Annotated in this window: 18 protein-coding genes; 5 read left to right on the plus strand and 13 right to left on the minus strand. The window is 71.2% G+C overall.

Annotation, left to right across the window (positions count from 1 at the left end):
• The first annotated feature begins 19 nt into the window (after positions 1 to 19).
• On the plus strand, positions 20 to 955 hold the full coding sequence (locus MT346_RS09695; RefSeq protein ID WP_243562860.1) for a phosphotransferase: 936 nt from the start codon (positions 20 to 22) through the stop codon (positions 953 to 955).
• 23 nt (positions 956 to 978) lie between these two features.
• Here MT346_RS09695 and MT346_RS09700 read toward each other — a convergent pair whose 3' ends face one another.
• On the minus strand, positions 979 to 1,623 hold the full coding sequence (locus tag MT346_RS09700) for a hypothetical protein (RefSeq protein WP_243562861.1): 645 nt from the start codon (positions 1,621 to 1,623) through the stop codon (positions 979 to 981).
• A gap of 73 nt (positions 1,624 to 1,696) precedes the next feature.
• On the opposite strand from MT346_RS09700, the gene MT346_RS09705 reads away from it, so the two are divergent.
• Positions 1,697 to 2,188, plus strand: a complete 492-nt coding sequence (locus tag MT346_RS09705) for a hypothetical protein (protein WP_243562862.1) — start codon at positions 1,697 to 1,699, stop codon at positions 2,186 to 2,188.
• Here MT346_RS09705 and MT346_RS09710 read toward each other — a convergent pair whose 3' ends face one another.
• Complete coding sequence (locus MT346_RS09710) at positions 2,189 to 3,637, minus strand: flotillin family protein (RefSeq protein WP_243562863.1); 1,449 nt, start codon at positions 3,635 to 3,637, stop codon at positions 2,189 to 2,191.
• 133 nt (positions 3,638 to 3,770) lie between these two features.
• Between MT346_RS09710 and MT346_RS09715 the strand changes: the two genes are divergently transcribed.
• Positions 3,771 to 5,138, plus strand: a complete 1,368-nt coding sequence (locus MT346_RS09715) for an NtaA/DmoA family FMN-dependent monooxygenase (protein WP_243562864.1) — start codon at positions 3,771 to 3,773, stop codon at positions 5,136 to 5,138.
• 10 nt (positions 5,139 to 5,148) lie between these two features.
• On the opposite strand, the gene MT346_RS09720 is transcribed toward MT346_RS09715, so the two are convergent.
• A complete protein-coding gene (locus tag MT346_RS09720) occupies positions 5,149 to 5,727 on the minus strand; it encodes a TetR/AcrR family transcriptional regulator (protein WP_243562865.1) in 579 nt (192 codons plus the stop codon).
• Positions 5,728 to 5,822: 95 nt separating this feature from the next.
• Here MT346_RS09720 and MT346_RS09725 point away from each other — a divergent pair, with 95 nt between their 5' ends.
• The gene (locus MT346_RS09725; RefSeq protein ID WP_308221886.1) at positions 5,823 to 6,677 is read left to right on the plus strand and encodes an SDR family oxidoreductase; all 855 of its coding nucleotides are present in this window, start codon (positions 5,823 to 5,825) and stop codon (positions 6,675 to 6,677) included.
• Here MT346_RS09725 and nadE read toward each other — a convergent pair.
• Both nadE and MT346_RS09735 read right to left on the minus strand, forming a co-directional pair.
• Positions 6,611 to 7,432, minus strand: a complete 822-nt coding sequence (gene nadE, locus MT346_RS09730; protein WP_243562866.1) for an ammonia-dependent NAD(+) synthetase — start codon at positions 7,430 to 7,432, stop codon at positions 6,611 to 6,613. The two genes, MT346_RS09725 and nadE, sit on opposite strands and share 67 nt — an antisense overlap.
• Positions 7,433 to 7,454: 22 nt before the next feature.
• Positions 7,455 to 8,594 carry an AI-2E family transporter gene (locus tag MT346_RS09735; protein WP_243562867.1) on the minus strand — a complete coding sequence of 380 codons (1,140 nt, stop codon included), beginning with the start codon at positions 8,592 to 8,594 and terminating at the stop codon, positions 7,455 to 7,457.
• Between the two features lie 88 nt (positions 8,595 to 8,682).
• On the opposite strand from MT346_RS09735, the gene MT346_RS09740 reads away from it, so the two are divergent.
• Positions 8,683 to 10,071: a serine hydrolase gene (locus MT346_RS09740; RefSeq protein ID WP_243562868.1), complete on the plus strand. Its 1,389-nt coding sequence runs from the start codon at positions 8,683 to 8,685 to the stop codon at positions 10,069 to 10,071.
• A 3-nt stretch (positions 10,072 to 10,074) separates the two neighbouring features.
• On the opposite strand, the gene MT346_RS09745 is transcribed toward MT346_RS09740, so the two are convergent.
• The 8 genes from MT346_RS09745 to MT346_RS09780 all read right to left on the minus strand — a co-directional run bounded on the left by MT346_RS09745 (position 10,075) and on the right by MT346_RS09780 (position 15,453).
• Entirely contained in the window at positions 10,075 to 10,275 is a 201-nt protein-coding gene (locus tag MT346_RS09745) for a hypothetical protein (RefSeq protein WP_243562869.1), read from the minus strand.
• Between the two features lie 351 nt (positions 10,276 to 10,626).
• A complete protein-coding gene (locus tag MT346_RS09750; protein ID WP_243562870.1) occupies positions 10,627 to 11,664 on the minus strand; it encodes a nucleotidyl transferase AbiEii/AbiGii toxin family protein in 1,038 nt (345 codons plus the stop codon).
• A complete protein-coding gene (locus tag MT346_RS09755) occupies positions 11,657 to 12,310 on the minus strand; it encodes a type IV toxin-antitoxin system AbiEi family antitoxin domain-containing protein (RefSeq protein WP_243562871.1) in 654 nt (217 codons plus the stop codon). The genes MT346_RS09750 and MT346_RS09755 overlap by 8 nt, the downstream gene beginning before the upstream one ends.
• 205 nt (positions 12,311 to 12,515) lie before the next feature.
• The gene (locus tag MT346_RS09760; protein WP_243562872.1) at positions 12,516 to 12,785 is read right to left on the minus strand and encodes a hypothetical protein; all 270 of its coding nucleotides are present in this window, start codon (positions 12,783 to 12,785) and stop codon (positions 12,516 to 12,518) included.
• A gap of 119 nt (positions 12,786 to 12,904) precedes the next feature.
• Complete coding sequence (locus MT346_RS09765) at positions 12,905 to 13,135, minus strand: hypothetical protein (protein ID WP_243562873.1); 231 nt, start codon at positions 13,133 to 13,135, stop codon at positions 12,905 to 12,907.
• A 4-nt stretch (positions 13,136 to 13,139) separates the two neighbouring features.
• A complete protein-coding gene (locus tag MT346_RS09770; protein ID WP_243562874.1) occupies positions 13,140 to 13,709 on the minus strand; it encodes an RHS repeat-associated core domain-containing protein in 570 nt (189 codons plus the stop codon).
• Between the two features lie 173 nt (positions 13,710 to 13,882).
• A complete protein-coding gene (locus MT346_RS09775) occupies positions 13,883 to 14,644 on the minus strand; it encodes an SGNH/GDSL hydrolase family protein (RefSeq protein WP_243562875.1) in 762 nt (253 codons plus the stop codon).
• Between the two features lie 86 nt (positions 14,645 to 14,730).
• Positions 14,731 to 15,453 carry an SDR family oxidoreductase gene (locus tag MT346_RS09780; protein WP_243562876.1) on the minus strand — a complete coding sequence of 241 codons (723 nt, stop codon included), beginning with the start codon at positions 15,451 to 15,453 and terminating at the stop codon, positions 14,731 to 14,733.
• Positions 15,454 to 15,514: the final 61 nt, after the last annotated feature.

Raw genomic sequence — 15,514 nt, forward strand, 5'->3', positions numbered from 1 at the left:
AGGAAGGTACGGTCGGAGCATGGGGCGGACGACGTGGGCCGAGGTACCGGAGCAGCTGCGCGCGCAGGTCGAGGGGGTGCTCGGAGGCCGGGTGGTCACCGCCGACTCGCAGGCCGGCGGGTACTCCCCCGGTGGCGCCGACCGGGTCGTGACCGACACCGGCACGCGGGCGTTCGTCAAGACGCTCTCACGGTCACGGAACGCGGACGGGTTCGCCCTGCACGGACAGGAGGCCCGGGTCATGTCCGCGCTGCCGTCCGGTGTGCAGGCACCCCGGCTCCGGGCCGCGCTCACCGCCGACGTCGGCGCTGACCGGTGGATCGCGGTGGTCCTCGAGGACGTCGAGGGCCGTCACCCGGGGCGCGCGCTCGACGGCGCCGAGGTCACCGCCGTGCTCGACGCGCTGCACACGCTCCCGCTCGCCACGGGCGCCCTCGCCGAGCTGCCGCGCGCCGCATCCGACCTGGCGTCGGACTTCGCGAGCTGGGACCGGATGCTCGCCGAGGGGCTGCCGGACGTGGTCCCCGCCGAGGTGGCAGCACACGCACCACGGATGGCGGTCGCGGCTCGTGCGGGGGCGGCGGCCGTCGACGGCGAGCACCTCGTCCACCTCGACTGCCGCGCCGACAACCTGATCATCGACCGGGACGGCGTGGTGTGGATCGTCGACTGGCCCTGGGCCGGGATCGGCGCGCACTGGCTCGACCCGCTGACCTACCTGCTCGACGCGCTGGTCCGCGGCGAGGACGTCGACGTCGAACACCACCTGGCGTCGCACCCGGTGTTCGCCGGGGTGTCGCCCGTGTCCGTCGACGCGGTGCTGGCCGGACTCGCGGGCACGTTCTTCGAGAAGGCGTCCCGCCCCGCTCCACCGAACATGCCGACGCTGCGGGCGTTCCAGCACTCCGAGGCACTCGCTGCCGCGGCGTGGCTGCTGCGCCGCTGGGACGACTGAGCAGCGGCAGCCCCGAGCCGCGGTCAGTCGCGGGGAGCGAGTTCGCGCCGGAGCGACCGGAGCACCCGCATCAGCACGTCCCGCTTCGTCTGGCTCGCCTCGGACGCCCGGGTCAGGGCTGCGCGCGGCCGGAGGACGAGGTGTCCGCGGTCCGTTTCGATCCAGATGCCGTACTCCTGCCGCTGGCCGCGCACCCACGTCGTGGCCATGTCGATGGTGCGCACCCGGTCCCACGGGACCTCGACGACCGGGGCGTCGCGCCCGCGCGCCCAACCATGCAGCCCCGCGTGGTCCACGGTCCAGATCGTCGGACGCGGCGCGGGGAGATCGTCCGGTCCCCGGACCGAGCGCGTCACGACGGGCAGGAAGAACGACGGTTCGGAACGGGACCGGATCCGTGCGAGCACCGTGCGGTCGTGGCGCCCCGCCAACCACGTCGCGATCGCAGCCCAGGGACCGGACACGACGAGCGCGAGCGGCACCAGGAGCACGATGAACCCCCGACGCGCCTGATCGATCTGCCGCACGGCATCGGGGTGCAGCGCCTCGGCGACCAGCAAGAGCACACCGGCGATCGTCGTCAGGACGATCGCGACGACGACGGGCCACGTCGCCGGTGGCACGCCGTCGCGCAGCCGCTGCACCCACGGGTCCGCCGAGTACTCCACGCCGCCCATCCTGCAGGCGCCGGTCCCCCATCTGTCCAGGAAGCGCGCCGGTGCCGCGCGTAGCGTCCCAGCGATGACCGACGAGCACGGAAGCACCCGTCCCGAAGAGGACGCCGCACGTCTCGGACTCGTCGTCGTCGGAGAGGCCGCAGCCCTGCAGTCCGGCGACGAGGCAGCCCTCGACGCGAGCGAGGAGAACATCCGCGAGACCGTCGACGGCATGGTCGACCAGCCCCTGACGCCCCGCCAAGAGGAAGTGGTCCAGCGGCTGGCCTCGGCCGGGGGGACCCTGACCGCGGGCCTCAGCGGAGCACTCGCCGCCCAGACCGGACGGTCGGTCGACGACGTGCTCGAGGGCGCCGCGCGCAGCATCGTCTGGCAGGAACGCATGGCTGCCGAGCACGACCGTCGCGCCGCCGAGCTGGACGACGGACTGCCGGAGCAGCACGACGACGATCAGCGGCGCACCTCGGGCGACCAGCGACAGCGCTCCGGCGAGGACACCCGCCGCGACACCGAGGAGTCGGCGGACGAGCGCCGCCGTCCCGGGTCAGACGAGCGCTGACTACTCGGTCGACTCGGAGACGGTCTCGCGAGCCACTGCGCGCGCTGCCGCCTGACCGGTCGTCGTGCTCTTGACGATGTCGCTGAGCGTGAATCCGGCCGTCGCCCCGAGCAGGGCATCGACCTCGCTGAACTGACTCACGACGCTCTTGGACAGCGACCCAGCACCGTCCGAGGACACCACGGTCAGCGAGTCGATCGCGGCCATCGGTGCCGCGAGTTCGCGGGCGATCGCCGGCAGCGTCTCGAGGGCCTTGACGCGCAGCACCGCGTCAGAGTGCTCGGCGAGCGCGTCGGCCTGGGCCTTGGTGGACTCCGCCTCGGCACGACCCTTCGCGCGGATCGCGTCGGCGATCGCCTCGCCCTCGGCGCGTGACGCGTCGGCGGCGAGCTTGCGGGCCTCGGACTCGGCGTGTGCTTCGGCAGCCACGGCCTCGGCAGCGATGCGTCGTGCCTCGGCCTGCGCGCGGGCGGTCTCGATCTGGGCGGCGGCGGCGGCCTCGGCTTCGACCCGGGTCTTGCGGGCATTCGCCTCGGCGACGGCGCTGACCTCGGAGTCCAGCTCGGCACGGCGCAGCTCGGCACGCTTCTGTGCCGTGATCTGCTCTTGCTCGACGACGCCCTGCGAGGCTCGGGCCTGGGCGAGCGGGCCCGCGGCGGCGGCTTCGGCACCCGCGCGGTCGGCGTCGAGCTGCAGCGCGGCCCGCCGGATGGCCAGGGTGTTCTCGGCCTCGGCGATGGCCTGGTCGGCGCGGGCACGGGCCTCGCGCGCTTCGCGGTCGGCCTGCGCCTCGGCGTTCTCGGCCTCGAGCCGGACGCGGGCACGCTCGGCGCGGCCCAGGTCGCTGATGTACTCGTTGCGGTCCGAGATGCCCTTGATCTCGAAGGAGTCGACGTCGAGCCCCTGGCTGTGCAGGGCGTCCTTGGCGACGTCGAGCACGGCGACCGTCAGCTGGTCGCGGTTGCGGATGATGGTCGAGACGTCGGTCGCACCGATCGACGCGCGGAGTGACCCGGACAGGACCTCGCGCGCGAAGTCGTCGATCTTCTTCTCCTGCCCGAGGAACCGCTGCGCGGCGGCCCGGATGGACGAGTCGGTCTCGCCGACCTTGACGAGCGCCACTGCCTCGACGTCGATCGTGACCCCGCGGGAGTCCTGCGCGTTGACGTTGATGTCGATGGCCCGCGAGCTCAGGGAGAGCTTGGCGACCTTCTCGAAGAAGGGACGGACCAGCACGCCGGCCCCCAGCACGACCTTGATGCCGGACTCGACGGTCTCGGTGCCGTCGGCGTTCTGGACCTTGCGCGAGCGCTTGCCGGTGATGATGAGCGCTTCGTCGGCACCGGCGTTCCGGTAGACCGCCTTGGCGTAGACGAGCGCGATGACCGCGACGACGACCACCGCGCCGATGATGACCGGGATCGCTCCGAGTGCGAACAGTGCCGACATGTGTTCCCCCTTCGTCCGGTCGGGTGTCGACCGGGATGCTGCATCTGGTGTTCCAGGACGATCCTACGGTCCACCGATGACACACGGAGTCACGGACACGCGACCCGTGGACCCGGCTCCGTAGCCTCGGAGCATGCCGAAGCGACTCCTGCTCAACGTCTTCGAGATGAACTGCGTCGGGCACATCACCCACGGACTGTGGCGTCTGCCCGGCAACGCGCGACACCGGTACACGGACATCCGGTACTGGACCGAACTCGCCCGCACCGCCGAGGCCGGCCAGTTCGACGCCGTCTTCATCGCCGACGTCCTGGGCGCGTACGACGTGTACGGGGGCTCCGCGGCACCGGCCCTGCGCGAGGGCCTGCAGATCCCGAACAACGACCCGATGCTCGTCGTGCCCGCGATGGCCGCCGTCACCGAGCACCTCGGCTTCGGCATCACCGCGTCGACCAGCTACGAGCCGCCGTTCGCGTTCGCCCGCCGCATGTCGACGCTCGACCACCTGACGAACGGCCGCGTCGGGTGGAACGTCGTGACGAGCTACCTGCCGAACGCCGCCCGGAACTTCGGTCTGGCCACCGAGATCCCGCACGACACCCGGTACGAGATCGCCGACGAGTACCTCGACGTGCTCTACCAGCTGTGGGAGGGCTCGTGGGAGGACGATGCCGTCGTCCGCGATGCCGAGCACGGCGTGTACACGGACCCGAGCAAGGTGCACCCGATCGACCACGTCGGCACGCACTTCAGCGTCGCCGGACCGCACCTGTCCGAGCCCTCACTGCAGCGCACCCCGGCACTGTTCCTGGCGACCGGGTCCCCGGCTGGCATCGCCCGCGCCGGCCGGCACGCCGAGGTCGTGTTCACCGGTGGACACGGGGTCCAGCGGACCGCCGACGCGGTGCGCGCCGCAGCCGAGGACGCCGGGCGCAGCCGGGACGACGTCCGGTTCGTGACGCAGGCCGCCGTCATCACGGCGCCGACCCAGCGCGAGGTCGAGGACAGGGTCGCCCAGTACCGGGCGTTCCGCAGCGAGGAGGGGCCGCTCGTCCACGGCAGCGTCCCCTTCGACGCGCTGGCACACCCGCGCAGCCGGACCGTCCGCGACGCCCTCGAGGCCGAGGGGGTTGATGGCGGGGACCGCCTGGTCGGCCGGGTCGCGCTCGACGCCACCGTCGGCGAGCTGCTCGACCGGGTCGACGAGGCCTGGCACGGTGCGTTCTGGGCGGCCGGGGTCCCCGAGGCCGTCACCGAGCAGATCGAGAGCTGGCTGGATGACGACGGCATCGACGGCATCAACCTGCGGCAGTACCACTCGTTCGACACCGTGCGCGACTTCGGCACGTACGTCACGCCCCTGCTGCGGGAGCGCGGCCGCCTGCCCGAGCGGTACACGCCCGGCGAGACCCTGCGCGAACGCCTGACCGGTGGCCCGGGCCGGCTGCCCGCGTCACACCCGGCCGCGGCACACCGTCGCACCACTGCCGCCGCCGTCTGATCGAGCGACGTCAGCCGACCAGCAACCGCCGAACCCCGTCGGTCACCACGCGCCGGGTGAGGGCACCGTCGCGCCGCGCCTTCGCCCGCAGTGCCGCACCCTCCCACAGGTCGACCAGTTGCGCGCCGACCAGGTCCGGGTCGCGGTCGCGGTCGACGTCCCCCTGCTCCTGTGCCAGCCGGACCGCTGCCGCCAGCTGCCCCACCCAGGCCGCGAACACCGTGTCGACGTGCGCCGCGACCGTGGGTTCGTCGGTCGCGGTGTCCACGGCCAGGTTGCCCAGCAGGCACCCGTACCGGAAGTCGATGCCGGCCAGCCGGTCGAGCATGACGTCGAAGTACCCCGTGATCCGGTCGATCGCACGCGGCACCGCTTGGTCCTGCAACAGGTCGACGGGTGACGCGGCGGCGAACCGGTCCGCGACGACCATCGCCAGGTCGGCCTTGGACCGGAAGTGGTTGTAGAACGAGCCCTTCGGCGCCCCGGCCGACCCCGTGATCGCGGCGACGCCGGTGCCCGCGTACCCGTGCTGGTGGAACTCGACGAGGGCAGCGTCGACGATCGCGTCACGCAGACTGGGTTTGGGCATGCACTGATTGTCCCACTCCGGGAATGAGACGACCGGTCGTATTGCTCTCCTGTGACAGCGGCACCGACCGGTGCTCCGACGGAAGGAACCCCACCATGACCGCACTCACCGGACAGATCGTGCTCGTCACCGGCGCGAACGGCGGACTCGGCACCGAGTTCGTACGCCAGGCCCTGGACCGCGGCGCGACGAAGGTCTACGCCGCAGCACGTCGACCCCGCGACTGGGACGACGCCCGCGTGGTGCCGCTCGTGCTCGACGTCAGCGACCAGGCGTCGGTGTCCCACGCTGCGACCGAGGCCGCGGACGTCACCGTCGTGGTCAACAACGCCGGGCAGCTGCGGCAGGGCGGCCTGGTCGACGGCCCGCTCGAGGACATCCGAACCCAGATCGAGACCAACCTGGTCGGCCCGCTGCTGGTCACCCGCGCGTTCGCCCCCGCACTCCGTCAGGCGCACGGCGCCGTGGTCAACGTCGCGTCGGTGTTGAGCTGGCTCCCCGGCAGCGGCGCGTACGGCGTCTCGAAGGCCGGACTCTGGTCGGCCACCGACTCCACCCGGCTCGAGCTCGCGGGCGACGGCGTGCAGGTCGTCGGCGCCTACCTCGGCTACACGGACACCGCGATGACCGACGGGGTGGACGCCCCGAAGAACACCCCGGAGCAGGTCGTCACCGCGGTCTTCGACGGGGTCGAGCAGGGTGCGGACGAGGTGCTGGCCGACGAGCTCACCAAGGCCGTGCGTGCGTCGCTCGGCGCCCCGAGCGCCGCGCGCACGGCCGCCCGGGCCGGCTGCCCCGGCCACGGGACGACCGGGTGGCCGGGTGCCAGCGGGCACCGGGCCTCCTGTCCGTCAGGCGGTGGCGTTCGCCACCGACACGTGCGTCAGGAACGCCACCAGGCGTCGAACGGGGTGGCCGGCACCTGGCGCTTGTGTTCGGTGGCGTGGTAGCGGGCCTCGATCGCCTCGGCGACCTCGACCGGCACGTCGTGCCCCTGCAGGTACGCGTCGATCTCGGCGTAGCGCATGCCGAGGTTGGCTTCGTCCGTCTGGCCCGGCAGGTCGTCGAGCAGGTCGGCGGTGGGGGCCTTCTGGTACAGCCGCGCGGGCGCACCGAGGTGCTCGAGCAGCTGACGCCCCTGGCTCTTGGTCAGCCCGGTGAGCGGCGTCAGGTCGACCCCGCCGTCGCCGTACTTGGTGAAGAAGCCCGTGACGGCCTCGGCCGCGTGGTCGGTGCCGACGACGAGCAGGCCCCGCTGCCCGGCCACCGCGTACTGGGCGACCATGCGCATCCGGGCCTTGACGTTGCCCTTGACGAAGTCGCTCAGCTCGACGCCGGAGTCCTGCGTGTCCTGCACGACCCCGTCGACGCCGTGCTGGATGTTCACGGTGATCCCCGGCTCGGCCGCGATGAACTGCAGCGCGAGCTGCGCGTCGTCCTCGTCGGCCTGGGTGCGGTACGGCATGCGGACGGTCGTGAACGACGCGTCGTGGCCGTCGGCGCGCAGGGACTCGATCGCGAGCTGGCAGAGCCGGCCGGCGAGCGAGGAGTCCTGTCCACCGCTGATGGCGAGGACCAGGCCCTTGGCACCGGTGGTCAGCAGGTAGTCACGGAGGAATCCGACGCGACGCTCGACTTCTGCAGCCGGGTCGATGTCGGGCTGGACGTTGAGGTCGGCTGCGATGGCCGCTTGGAGTTCACGCATACCCCAGTATCCCCCGCGATCCCTACTGTGCGCCGACTGCTTCGGACCGCTTCTGCCGCCACGGCTTGGCGGGCGTGTCCGGCCCGTCCCAGACCTGCACGGCACCCCACGCAGCGGCCAGCAGCGGCACGGCGATGACCGCACCGGTGATGCCCGCCAGCACGGTGCCCGCCGTCAGGCCGATCAGGATGACCAGGCCGTGCAGCTGCAGCGTCTTGCCCATCAGGACCGGCTGCAGGAAGTTGCCCTCGAGCTGGTTCACCAGGATCACGATGCCGACGACGATCAGCGCCTGCACCGGTCCGAGCGCGACCAGGGCGACGAGCGCTGCCAGGATGCCGGCGGCCGTCGCACCGACGATCGGGATGAACGCCGTGATGAACACGACGACGGCCAGGGGCAGCGCGAGCGGCACCCCGACGATCGCGATGCCCACGCCGATGCCGATGGCGTCGACGGCGGCCACCATCGCCGTGCCCCGGACGTACCCGCCCAGGGTCGACACGACGCGGTCGCCGACGCGGCGCGCACGGTCGTAGCGCGCACCGGTGAAGGGGCGGAGCAGGAACTCCCAGATCTTCGGGCCGTCCTTGAGGAAGAAGAACAGCACGACGATCATCAGCACGAGTCCGGTCAGGAAGTTCGCGGTGGCCGAGGCCCCGGCGAGCGCCCCCGACCCGAACTTGGCGCTCGTGACGAAGTCGGTGGCGGCCTTGGTCGCGCTGTCGATCTGCGAGTCCGTGATCGAGAACGGCAGCGACGTCACCCAGCCCTGCAGCTGCTGGAACCCGTCGACCGCGGACTGCTGCAGGTCGGACCACTGGTTCTCGACCGCGACGACGATGAGCCACGCGACCAGCCCGAGCACGACCAGCACACCCAGCAGCACGGCCAGCGTGGCGATGACCGACGGCACGTGGTGTCGGCGCAACCAGGACACGACGGGGTGCATCGCGCTGGCGATGATGAGCGCGAGCAGGATCGGGATCGTCACGACGCTGAGCGTGGCGACGGCGTAGACGATGCCGATCACGATGACCAGGACGATGATGACCTGCAGGCACCGGGTGGCGAGTCCGCCGAACGCGTCCGACCAGGCCTTCCGCGCTCCGGTCGCCGGCTGGTCGCCCGGGGCAGGGGCGGACGGGGTGAAGAACGGCATGCGGATCCTTGTCGTCGTGACGGCGGCGCGATCTGGATGCGAACGCTCCCCCGATGATGTCAGGCGTCCGGTGACTACGCTCAGGGTCGTGACGACGACGTTCCAGCGCAGCACCCCGTCCGCCCTCGGCATCGACGCGACCGGGGTCCAGGCCCTCGTCCGTGCCCTCGAGACGACCCCCGACGTGGAACCGCACGGCTTCGTGCTGCTGCGCCACGGGCAGGTCGCCGCCGAGGGGTGGTGGGGTCCCTACACCGCAGAGCGGCCGCACCTGTTGTACTCGCTCAGCAAGAGCTTCACCGCGGCGGCGGTCGGCATCGCCGCGCGCGCGGGGTTGCTCGACCTGGACAGCACCGTGATCAGCCACTTCCCCGAACTCGACGCCGAGGTCACCGACGCCCGCAGCCGGACGATGACGCTGCGGAACATCCTGGCGATGTCGAGCGGGCACCGTGAGGAGACGCTCGAACGGGCACGGGCCATCGACCCGGACGACGTCGTCCGCGGGTTCCTGCTGCTGCCGCCGGACCAGGACCCGGGCACGGTGTTCGCGTACAACCAGCCCTGCACCTACACGCTCGCCGAGATCGTGCGACGGGTCAGCGGCGGCACGCTCGTCGACTACCTACGCCCGCGGCTGTTCGACCCGCTCGGCATCGAGCAGGTGTCCTGGAAGCGCGACGGGCGCGGCGAGCTCGGCTTCTCGGGCTGCTACGCCACGACCGAGTCGATCGCGAAGCTCGGCCAGCTGTACCTGCAGCGCGGGGTCTGGGACGGCGAACGGATCCTCGACGAGGACTGGGTCGACGCGGCGACGCGCACGCAGGTCGCCAACCCGGACGAGCCGAACCCGGACTGGAGCCAGGGCTACGGCTACCAGTTCTGGATGGCTCGCCACGGGTTCCGCGGCGACGGCGCCTACGGACAGTTCTGCGTCGTGCTGCCCGAGCACGACGTGGTGCTGGCGATCACCGGCCAGAGCCTCGACATGCAGGCCGTGCTCGACGCGGTCTGGCAGCACCTGCTGCCGGCGATCGACGCCGACGGCAGCGCCGACGCAGACGCGGCGCTGGCGTCCGCCACGGGGTCGCTCGCGCTGGCACCGGTCGACGGCGCACCGCTCGACACCGCCGGCCTGGAGGCCCGGGTCGACTTCACGGTGTCCGACCGGACCGCAGTCCCCGGCCTGGACACCGTGGTGCTCGAGCAGGACGGCGACGGCTGGACCGCCACGCTGACCCAGGACGGGTCACCGCTGCGGGTCCCGCTCGGGTCCGGCGCATGGACCGTGTCGGACGCGACGGCGGCCAGTGCCGCGGTCCGTGCGGACGGACGGGTGCTGCTGGCCGTGCGGTTCGTCGACACCCCGCACCTGCTGTGGGTGCGGTGCGACCCCGCCGCCGGCACGTTCGGTGCGCGCTGGCAGACCGAGCCCCTGCACGACCGGATCGCGACGCTGCACCGCCCGACCGACTGACGCTCACCAGGGCACGGCACCGTCCTCGTCGAACGGGCCGCCGCGGGGACCGTCGTCGGGCAGGGTCGCCAGGCAGACGCCCGGGGCGGCTCCCTGCTCGGGGGTGCGGTCACCGGCGAACCCGTTGAAGTCGGTCGCGACCAGGCCCGGGCAGGCGGCGTTGACGATCACCGGGGTGTCGGCGAACGCGCGGGCGTACTGCACGGTTCGCTAGACCACATGCGCAGCGCTTGGGGGTCCTCGCTGATCATCCGACCGTGTTGCGGCCTTCGTCTGGCGTCTGCGGGTCCAGTGCGTCGGCAGAGTACTGGAGCGGTTGAGCTCCACCCTTCACGTCGGGTTCGTCTGTCAGTTCGACATCTTCGGAGTCATCTGCGTCGGCTGTTGGGTCGGACGACGCCACTGCCGATGCGTCGTCATCGCACGGCACGCGCGATCTCGTTCGCGTACACGTCCCGCCGCTCGCGCGCGATCTTCCGAATCGGCCCGTTGCTCGGTCGATGCTCAGGGTTCCGCGGTGCGGCGAGTGTGTCCCAGTTCGTGGGCCGTGGCCGGCTACGCGCCGGATACGCGGCGGCCGCGGTGATGCTCGCTGCCGGGGTGCCCGCTCCGGACATGCGCGTCGACGTGCACGGAACGATCATCGGTGGACTTCTCGGTCGCCGGCACTTCGCCGGCTTCGTGCCATCCGTGGCCCGGGCACCAGGTCTGCTCGCTGTCGCCGTCGAGAGCCGGATCGATGAGGGTGCGCACGAACTCCTCGGCCTCGTGAACGTCGGTGATCCCGCCAGCAGACGGCGTCGCGGCCGCGAGCGTCCGGTACTGCCGGTCCCACCCCTCCGGGACCGCGAAGGTCCTGATCGGGTCGAGGTTGGTTTGCCGGCGCTTGTGCTCGATCGCAGCGTGGAGCTCGTGCATGCTGATCTGCTGCGTCCGGGCGATGGTGACCAGGTCGACGAGGTCCTTCACGCGGCTGCTCGGCTTGCCGTCGTAGTCCTGCAGCGTGGCGCAGACCTTCTCCGCGACCTGGTCGGCGACGGGGAACAGCCGGTACTGCGGGGCCGGGAGATCCCGCGGCAGCGGCAGCCGGTTCGCCGGGGTGACGGTCTCAACCGTCCCGACAGGTGCTGGCCCCACGACGACATCGACCGGCACCTCCCCCACCTTCCGGCCGGTCTGTACGTCGAAGCATGAGAACAGCAGCCGGCGGGTCTGGACGCCGGGCTGGTTGTCGCCCCGGCCGGTCGCACGGGCGGTGGTGAGCTCGAACCGGAGATGGTCGTCGAGTTGCTGACCCGCAGCTCGCTCAAGCGCCAACTGCGCCTCGTCGAGATCCCCGCTCGATGAGGCCAGGTCGACGTCCTTCGTCGCGCGAGTGTGCAAGACCCGGGCGAGCATCGCCCCGCCGCCCTTGAGCAGCCACTCCGACCGCTCGCCGTCGGAGAAGACCCGTGACAGGAACCGGTCCAGCCTCGCCTGGGCGATCAGCGCCCCGACGTCCTGGTTCGTGGCGCTCTCCGCGCGAGCGCGTTGCGCGGAGGCCTTGATCGCTGACGCGATCGCTGTCCAGCTGCCGTACCCTTCCTCAGCCATTGGTCACCGGGTGTCGGATCCCGGCGATGGCCAGCAGATCGGCCGCGAAGTCGGTCCCGTCGCGGAAGCCCGCCGGCCCCGCGAGTGGTTCCAAGTACTCGACGAGCTGCCACGGCCGAACGAACTTGCCCTGCTCGTACGCGGAGAACAGCGCATCAGCCACCAGGGACCGATCGGTCCACAGCCCCACCAGGTCCGCGATCGTTCGCTCGACCGTCAGCGTCGGCACGCTCTCGGCGAAGGTCACCTCGGCCGGCGTCAGCGATCGAACCCGCAGTCGTGCCGGCAGCCGTGTGCCGCGGCGGGACGGGACGACGAAGTCCGCTTGCTCCGGGTAGAAGTCGCCGATGCCGTGCAGGATCGCGGCCGTGACCCCGGCCGCGACGACCGGTGCCACACCCTCGTCGGTGGCCGGCCGGGTCGCTCCACCGAGCGCGAGCCACGTGGCGTAGATCCCCTCGTTCTCGAGCTCGGGTGCGCCCGCCATCCGGTACACGCCCTGCGCTACCCGCACCAGCGCTCCCGACGCGGTGAGCCGTGTCAGCGCGTTCCGTGTGACGTCGACGGCTGCAGCCTGCTCGGTCGTCACCAGTCCCCAGCGCTGTTCCGCGACCGCCGCAAGACGCGCCATAGTTGCCCCTGCCATACAACGATTGTAACCAATAATTGATACAAACGTTATAGCTGGTGGAGGGTTCGCCGATCGGGTCGGACGCGCGGTGGGCCTCCCAACCAGCTTGGGGGATGCCGCGCTTCGCCTCGTCTTCACTGATTTGCTGGCTTGCGGGGTCCAAGAGGTCCCATCCGCGGGGATGGCACTCGCTGAGCGGATGAGCGTCAGCACGCAATGGCTACGGGCTGACGCTGACCAGTAGCGAACGGCGGATCCGTGCTGCCCACGCGATCGTTCCGGCGAGCAGACACGGGTCAAACGTGATCCCATCTCCCATGAGCGCGGGTACCACGTCAACCCGTTGACGCGGCACCGCACTCGTCGACGGAATACCCGAATCCTTGGCCGACAACGTCGCGACGTCTTCGGCTTCGATGTACTTGAGTCGTACGCGCACCCGACCGCAGAACCGACGGTCCCGGACCAACTGCCAGGGGTACGTCGGCATCGGTGCAGGGTGATCAGGCCCCAGCCTGCACCGGGACCGTGAACCTGTTTCGAGGACCCGTTCACGCGAAGAGTGCTGCTGCACCCGCCCGCGGTGGGTACAGCAGCACTCTGACGAACTCAGACTCCTCGTTTGGCCATGAAGCGGTAGACGAAGAACAGGATGATGCCGAAGACGATCAGCCCGATACCGCCTATCCGGAGCACCGGATCACTGTTCATGATGGCGAGGAGGGCCCCGACGACGATCGCTACCCACGGCATGACGAGTCGAAGCGGCCCGTACCGCCACTGGTAACGGCTCGGGCGCTGTGCTCCGTTGTCCTCTGGACCAGAATCTGTCGGTGCCATGGGATCAGCCTTCTTCTTCTCGGGCGTTCTCAACGAGTTTCGTAGCCACACAACACCCTCCGAGGGCCAGGAGCGCGCCTGCGACAGTGGGCGCAGCGATCGCTCCCGCGACGAGCCCACAGGCGATGGAGAAGTCAGTACTCAAGCCTTCTGTCCTCGTCGAGGGGCCAAGAACGGTGTAGACGTCCTTCCCGGTGACGACGGCAACGAGAAGCTTGGCGAACAGGCTGAACGAGATGGACCCGGTTGGGTCGGAGCAGTTGATCGGGCCGCCACCGGCGTACGCGTAGCGATCGCCGTTGCTGGGGTCGAGCGGTCGGTCCAGGGTGTCCTGCTGTGTCCAGGACCCGTTGTCGGGGTTGTACCAGCGGAGTCCGAACTTCACGAGCCCGGTGTGGTTGTCGTCGATCCCGGCCTTGAACCCGAAGGGGTCGGACGGGAGTCCGTCGTCGCCGCCGTTCTCGCTGACAGTGTCGGTGCCGTACAGGTCGTTGATCGGGTCGACCTGACGGCGGCCGCGGCCGCGAGACGAGCATTGGCGAAGTCGCCGATCGTGTGCGGCGTCACCGATCACGGCGATCATCTGCACGCCTTCCCGTTCCGCCCACCCGTAGCGCTTCTCCTTCACGCCGCTGAACGTCAGTGAGCGTTGGCAGACCGAGCCCCTGCACGACCGGATCGCGACGCCGCACCGCCCCACCGAAGGCTGACCCCGCGCAGAACTGATCGTGGCGGACTGATCGCGGGTCAGCCCTCGATGCCGGCGGCGCGCAGGTCGGCGAGCACGGCCGTCGCGAGCACCTGCTGCCCGGCGTCGGTCGGGTGCTCGCTGTCCGCCTGCAGCAGCCCGGCACCGGTGGCGATCGGTTGCCCGACGTCGATGTACGTCCCGCCGACGGCCTGCACCGCGTGCTGCAGGTCGGCGCTGCTGGCGGCGACCTCGTCCGGCACGGTGCCCGGCTGGTCCCAGAGCGTGCTGAGCCCCACGATGCGGGCGTGGGGCAGCGCGGCGTGCAGGGCGGCGATCGTCGACGTGGTGGCGGCGGCGAGCGCCGTGGGGTCCTGCCCCAGGTCGTTGTCGGACGACTCGACCAGGACCGTCCCCGGCGCGCTCGCGACCGCGGCGGCCAGCAGCCCGTCGTAGTCGGTGCCGCAGTCCCCGACGGCGATGAACCCCGCGCCGCTGCACGAGTCGTTCGTCACGGCCTGGCCGGTCTCGGTGCCCAGCAGCACGGGCCAGGCGTCGGAGGGGTCGTCGAGTCCGTGGCCGGCCATGATCGAGTCGCCGATCGTCACGACGGCGGTGTCGCTGGTGACGGGTGCTCCCTGTGCGGTGGTCTGCGGCAGCGAGGACGCGCTGCCGGTCCTGTTCGCGACGCCCGGCGCCGTCGACGTGCCCGCCGTTGCCGAGGTCGCCGTCGTGGTCGTCGCGGCGTCCCACCCGATCAGGCCGACCACGACGGTCAGCGTCATCGCGGTGGACACCACGAGCGTGCGCGAGAACTGCATGCTGGTGACGGTAGGGCCACGGCAGCGCGGGCGTCACCGACCTGGGAGCATCCTTCGGCAGCTCATGGCCGGTTCATGGGAACGGATCACCAGGGCACCACGCCGTCCTCGTCGAACAGGCCGCCGCGCGGGCCGTCGTCGGGCAGCGTCGCCAGGCGCACGACCGGGGCGGCGCCCTGCTCGGGGGTCCGGTCGCCGGCGAAGCCGTTGAAGTCCGTCGCGACCAGGCCCGGGCAGGCGGCGTTGACGATCACCGGGGTGTCGGCGAACGCGCGGGCGTACTGCACGGTGATGCCGTTGAGGAACGTCTTCGACGACGAGTACGCCGCCATCACCGGTCCCGGCTGCCGGGTGAGCGACCCCATGCTGCTCGAGGTGTTCACGATCCGCGGGGCGCTCGACCGGCGCAGCAGCGGGAGCACCGCGTTCGTGACCCGGACGACGCCGTACACGTTCGTGTCGACGATCCGCCGGAGTTCGTCCAGGTCCGTCGTCGTCGGGTCCTGTTCCCACGTGACGGGGTCGAACGACCCGGAGATGCCGGCGTTGTTGACGAGCACGTCGACCGTGCCGAACCGCTCGTCGAGCTCGCGGGCCGCGGCGGGGACGCTCGCGTCGTCGGTGACGTCGAGCTGCACCGAGGACGCGTCGATGCCCTGTGCGGCCAACCGGGCCACGGCGTCGGAGCCGGCCGCGGTGTCACGCGCGCCGACGACGACACGCATGCCGAGCCTCCCGAGTGACTGTGCGATCGCGAAGCCGATGCCCTTGTTCGCCCCGGTGACCAGGGCGGTCGTTGCTGATGTCATGCCTCGATCCTGGGTCCGACCGGGTGCCGGCGTCCAAGACCCGTCGGGTGGTCGGCGATAC

It is taken from the genome of Curtobacterium sp. VKM Ac-2922, from assembly GCF_022815645.1.
Lineage (GTDB): Bacteria > Actinomycetota > Actinomycetes > Actinomycetales > Microbacteriaceae > Curtobacterium.

Bases quoted from the DNA above. Each gene is read 5' to 3' on its own strand.
- MT346_RS09765 (WP_243562873.1), bottom strand. From the start codon at position 13,135: ATGGCACCGACAGATTCTGGTCCAGAGGACAACGGAGCACAGCGCCCG.
- MT346_RS09775 (WP_243562875.1), bottom strand. From the start codon at position 14,644: ATGCAGTTCTCGCGCACGCTCGTGGTGTCCACCGCGATGACGCTGACC.
- MT346_RS09710 (WP_243562863.1), bottom strand. From the start codon at position 3,637: ATGTCGGCACTGTTCGCACTCGGAGCGATCCCGGTCATCATCGGCGCG.
- MT346_RS09780 (WP_243562876.1), bottom strand. From the start codon at position 15,453: ATGACATCAGCAACGACCGCCCTGGTCACCGGGGCGAACAAGGGCATC.
- MT346_RS09760 (WP_243562872.1), bottom strand. From the start codon at position 12,785: ATGCCGACGTACCCCTGGCAGTTGGTCCGGGACCGTCGGTTCTGCGGT.
- MT346_RS09720 (WP_243562865.1), bottom strand. From the start codon at position 5,727: ATGCCCAAACCCAGTCTGCGTGACGCGATCGTCGACGCTGCCCTCGTC.
- MT346_RS09695 (WP_243562860.1), top strand. From the start codon at position 20: ATGGGGCGGACGACGTGGGCCGAGGTACCGGAGCAGCTGCGCGCGCAG.
- MT346_RS09735 (WP_243562867.1), bottom strand. From the start codon at position 8,594: ATGCCGTTCTTCACCCCGTCCGCCCCTGCCCCGGGCGACCAGCCGGCG.
- nadE (WP_243562866.1), bottom strand. From the start codon at position 7,432: ATGCGTGAACTCCAAGCGGCCATCGCAGCCGACCTCAACGTCCAGCCC.
- MT346_RS09705 (WP_243562862.1), top strand. From the start codon at position 1,697: ATGACCGACGAGCACGGAAGCACCCGTCCCGAAGAGGACGCCGCACGT.
- MT346_RS09755 (WP_243562871.1), bottom strand. From the start codon at position 12,310: ATGGCAGGGGCAACTATGGCGCGTCTTGCGGCGGTCGCGGAACAGCGC.
- MT346_RS09750 (WP_243562870.1), bottom strand. From the start codon at position 11,664: ATGGCTGAGGAAGGGTACGGCAGCTGGACAGCGATCGCGTCAGCGATC.
- MT346_RS09715 (WP_243562864.1), top strand. From the start codon at position 3,771: ATGCCGAAGCGACTCCTGCTCAACGTCTTCGAGATGAACTGCGTCGGG.
- MT346_RS09725 (WP_308221886.1), top strand. From the start codon at position 5,823: ATGACCGCACTCACCGGACAGATCGTGCTCGTCACCGGCGCGAACGGC.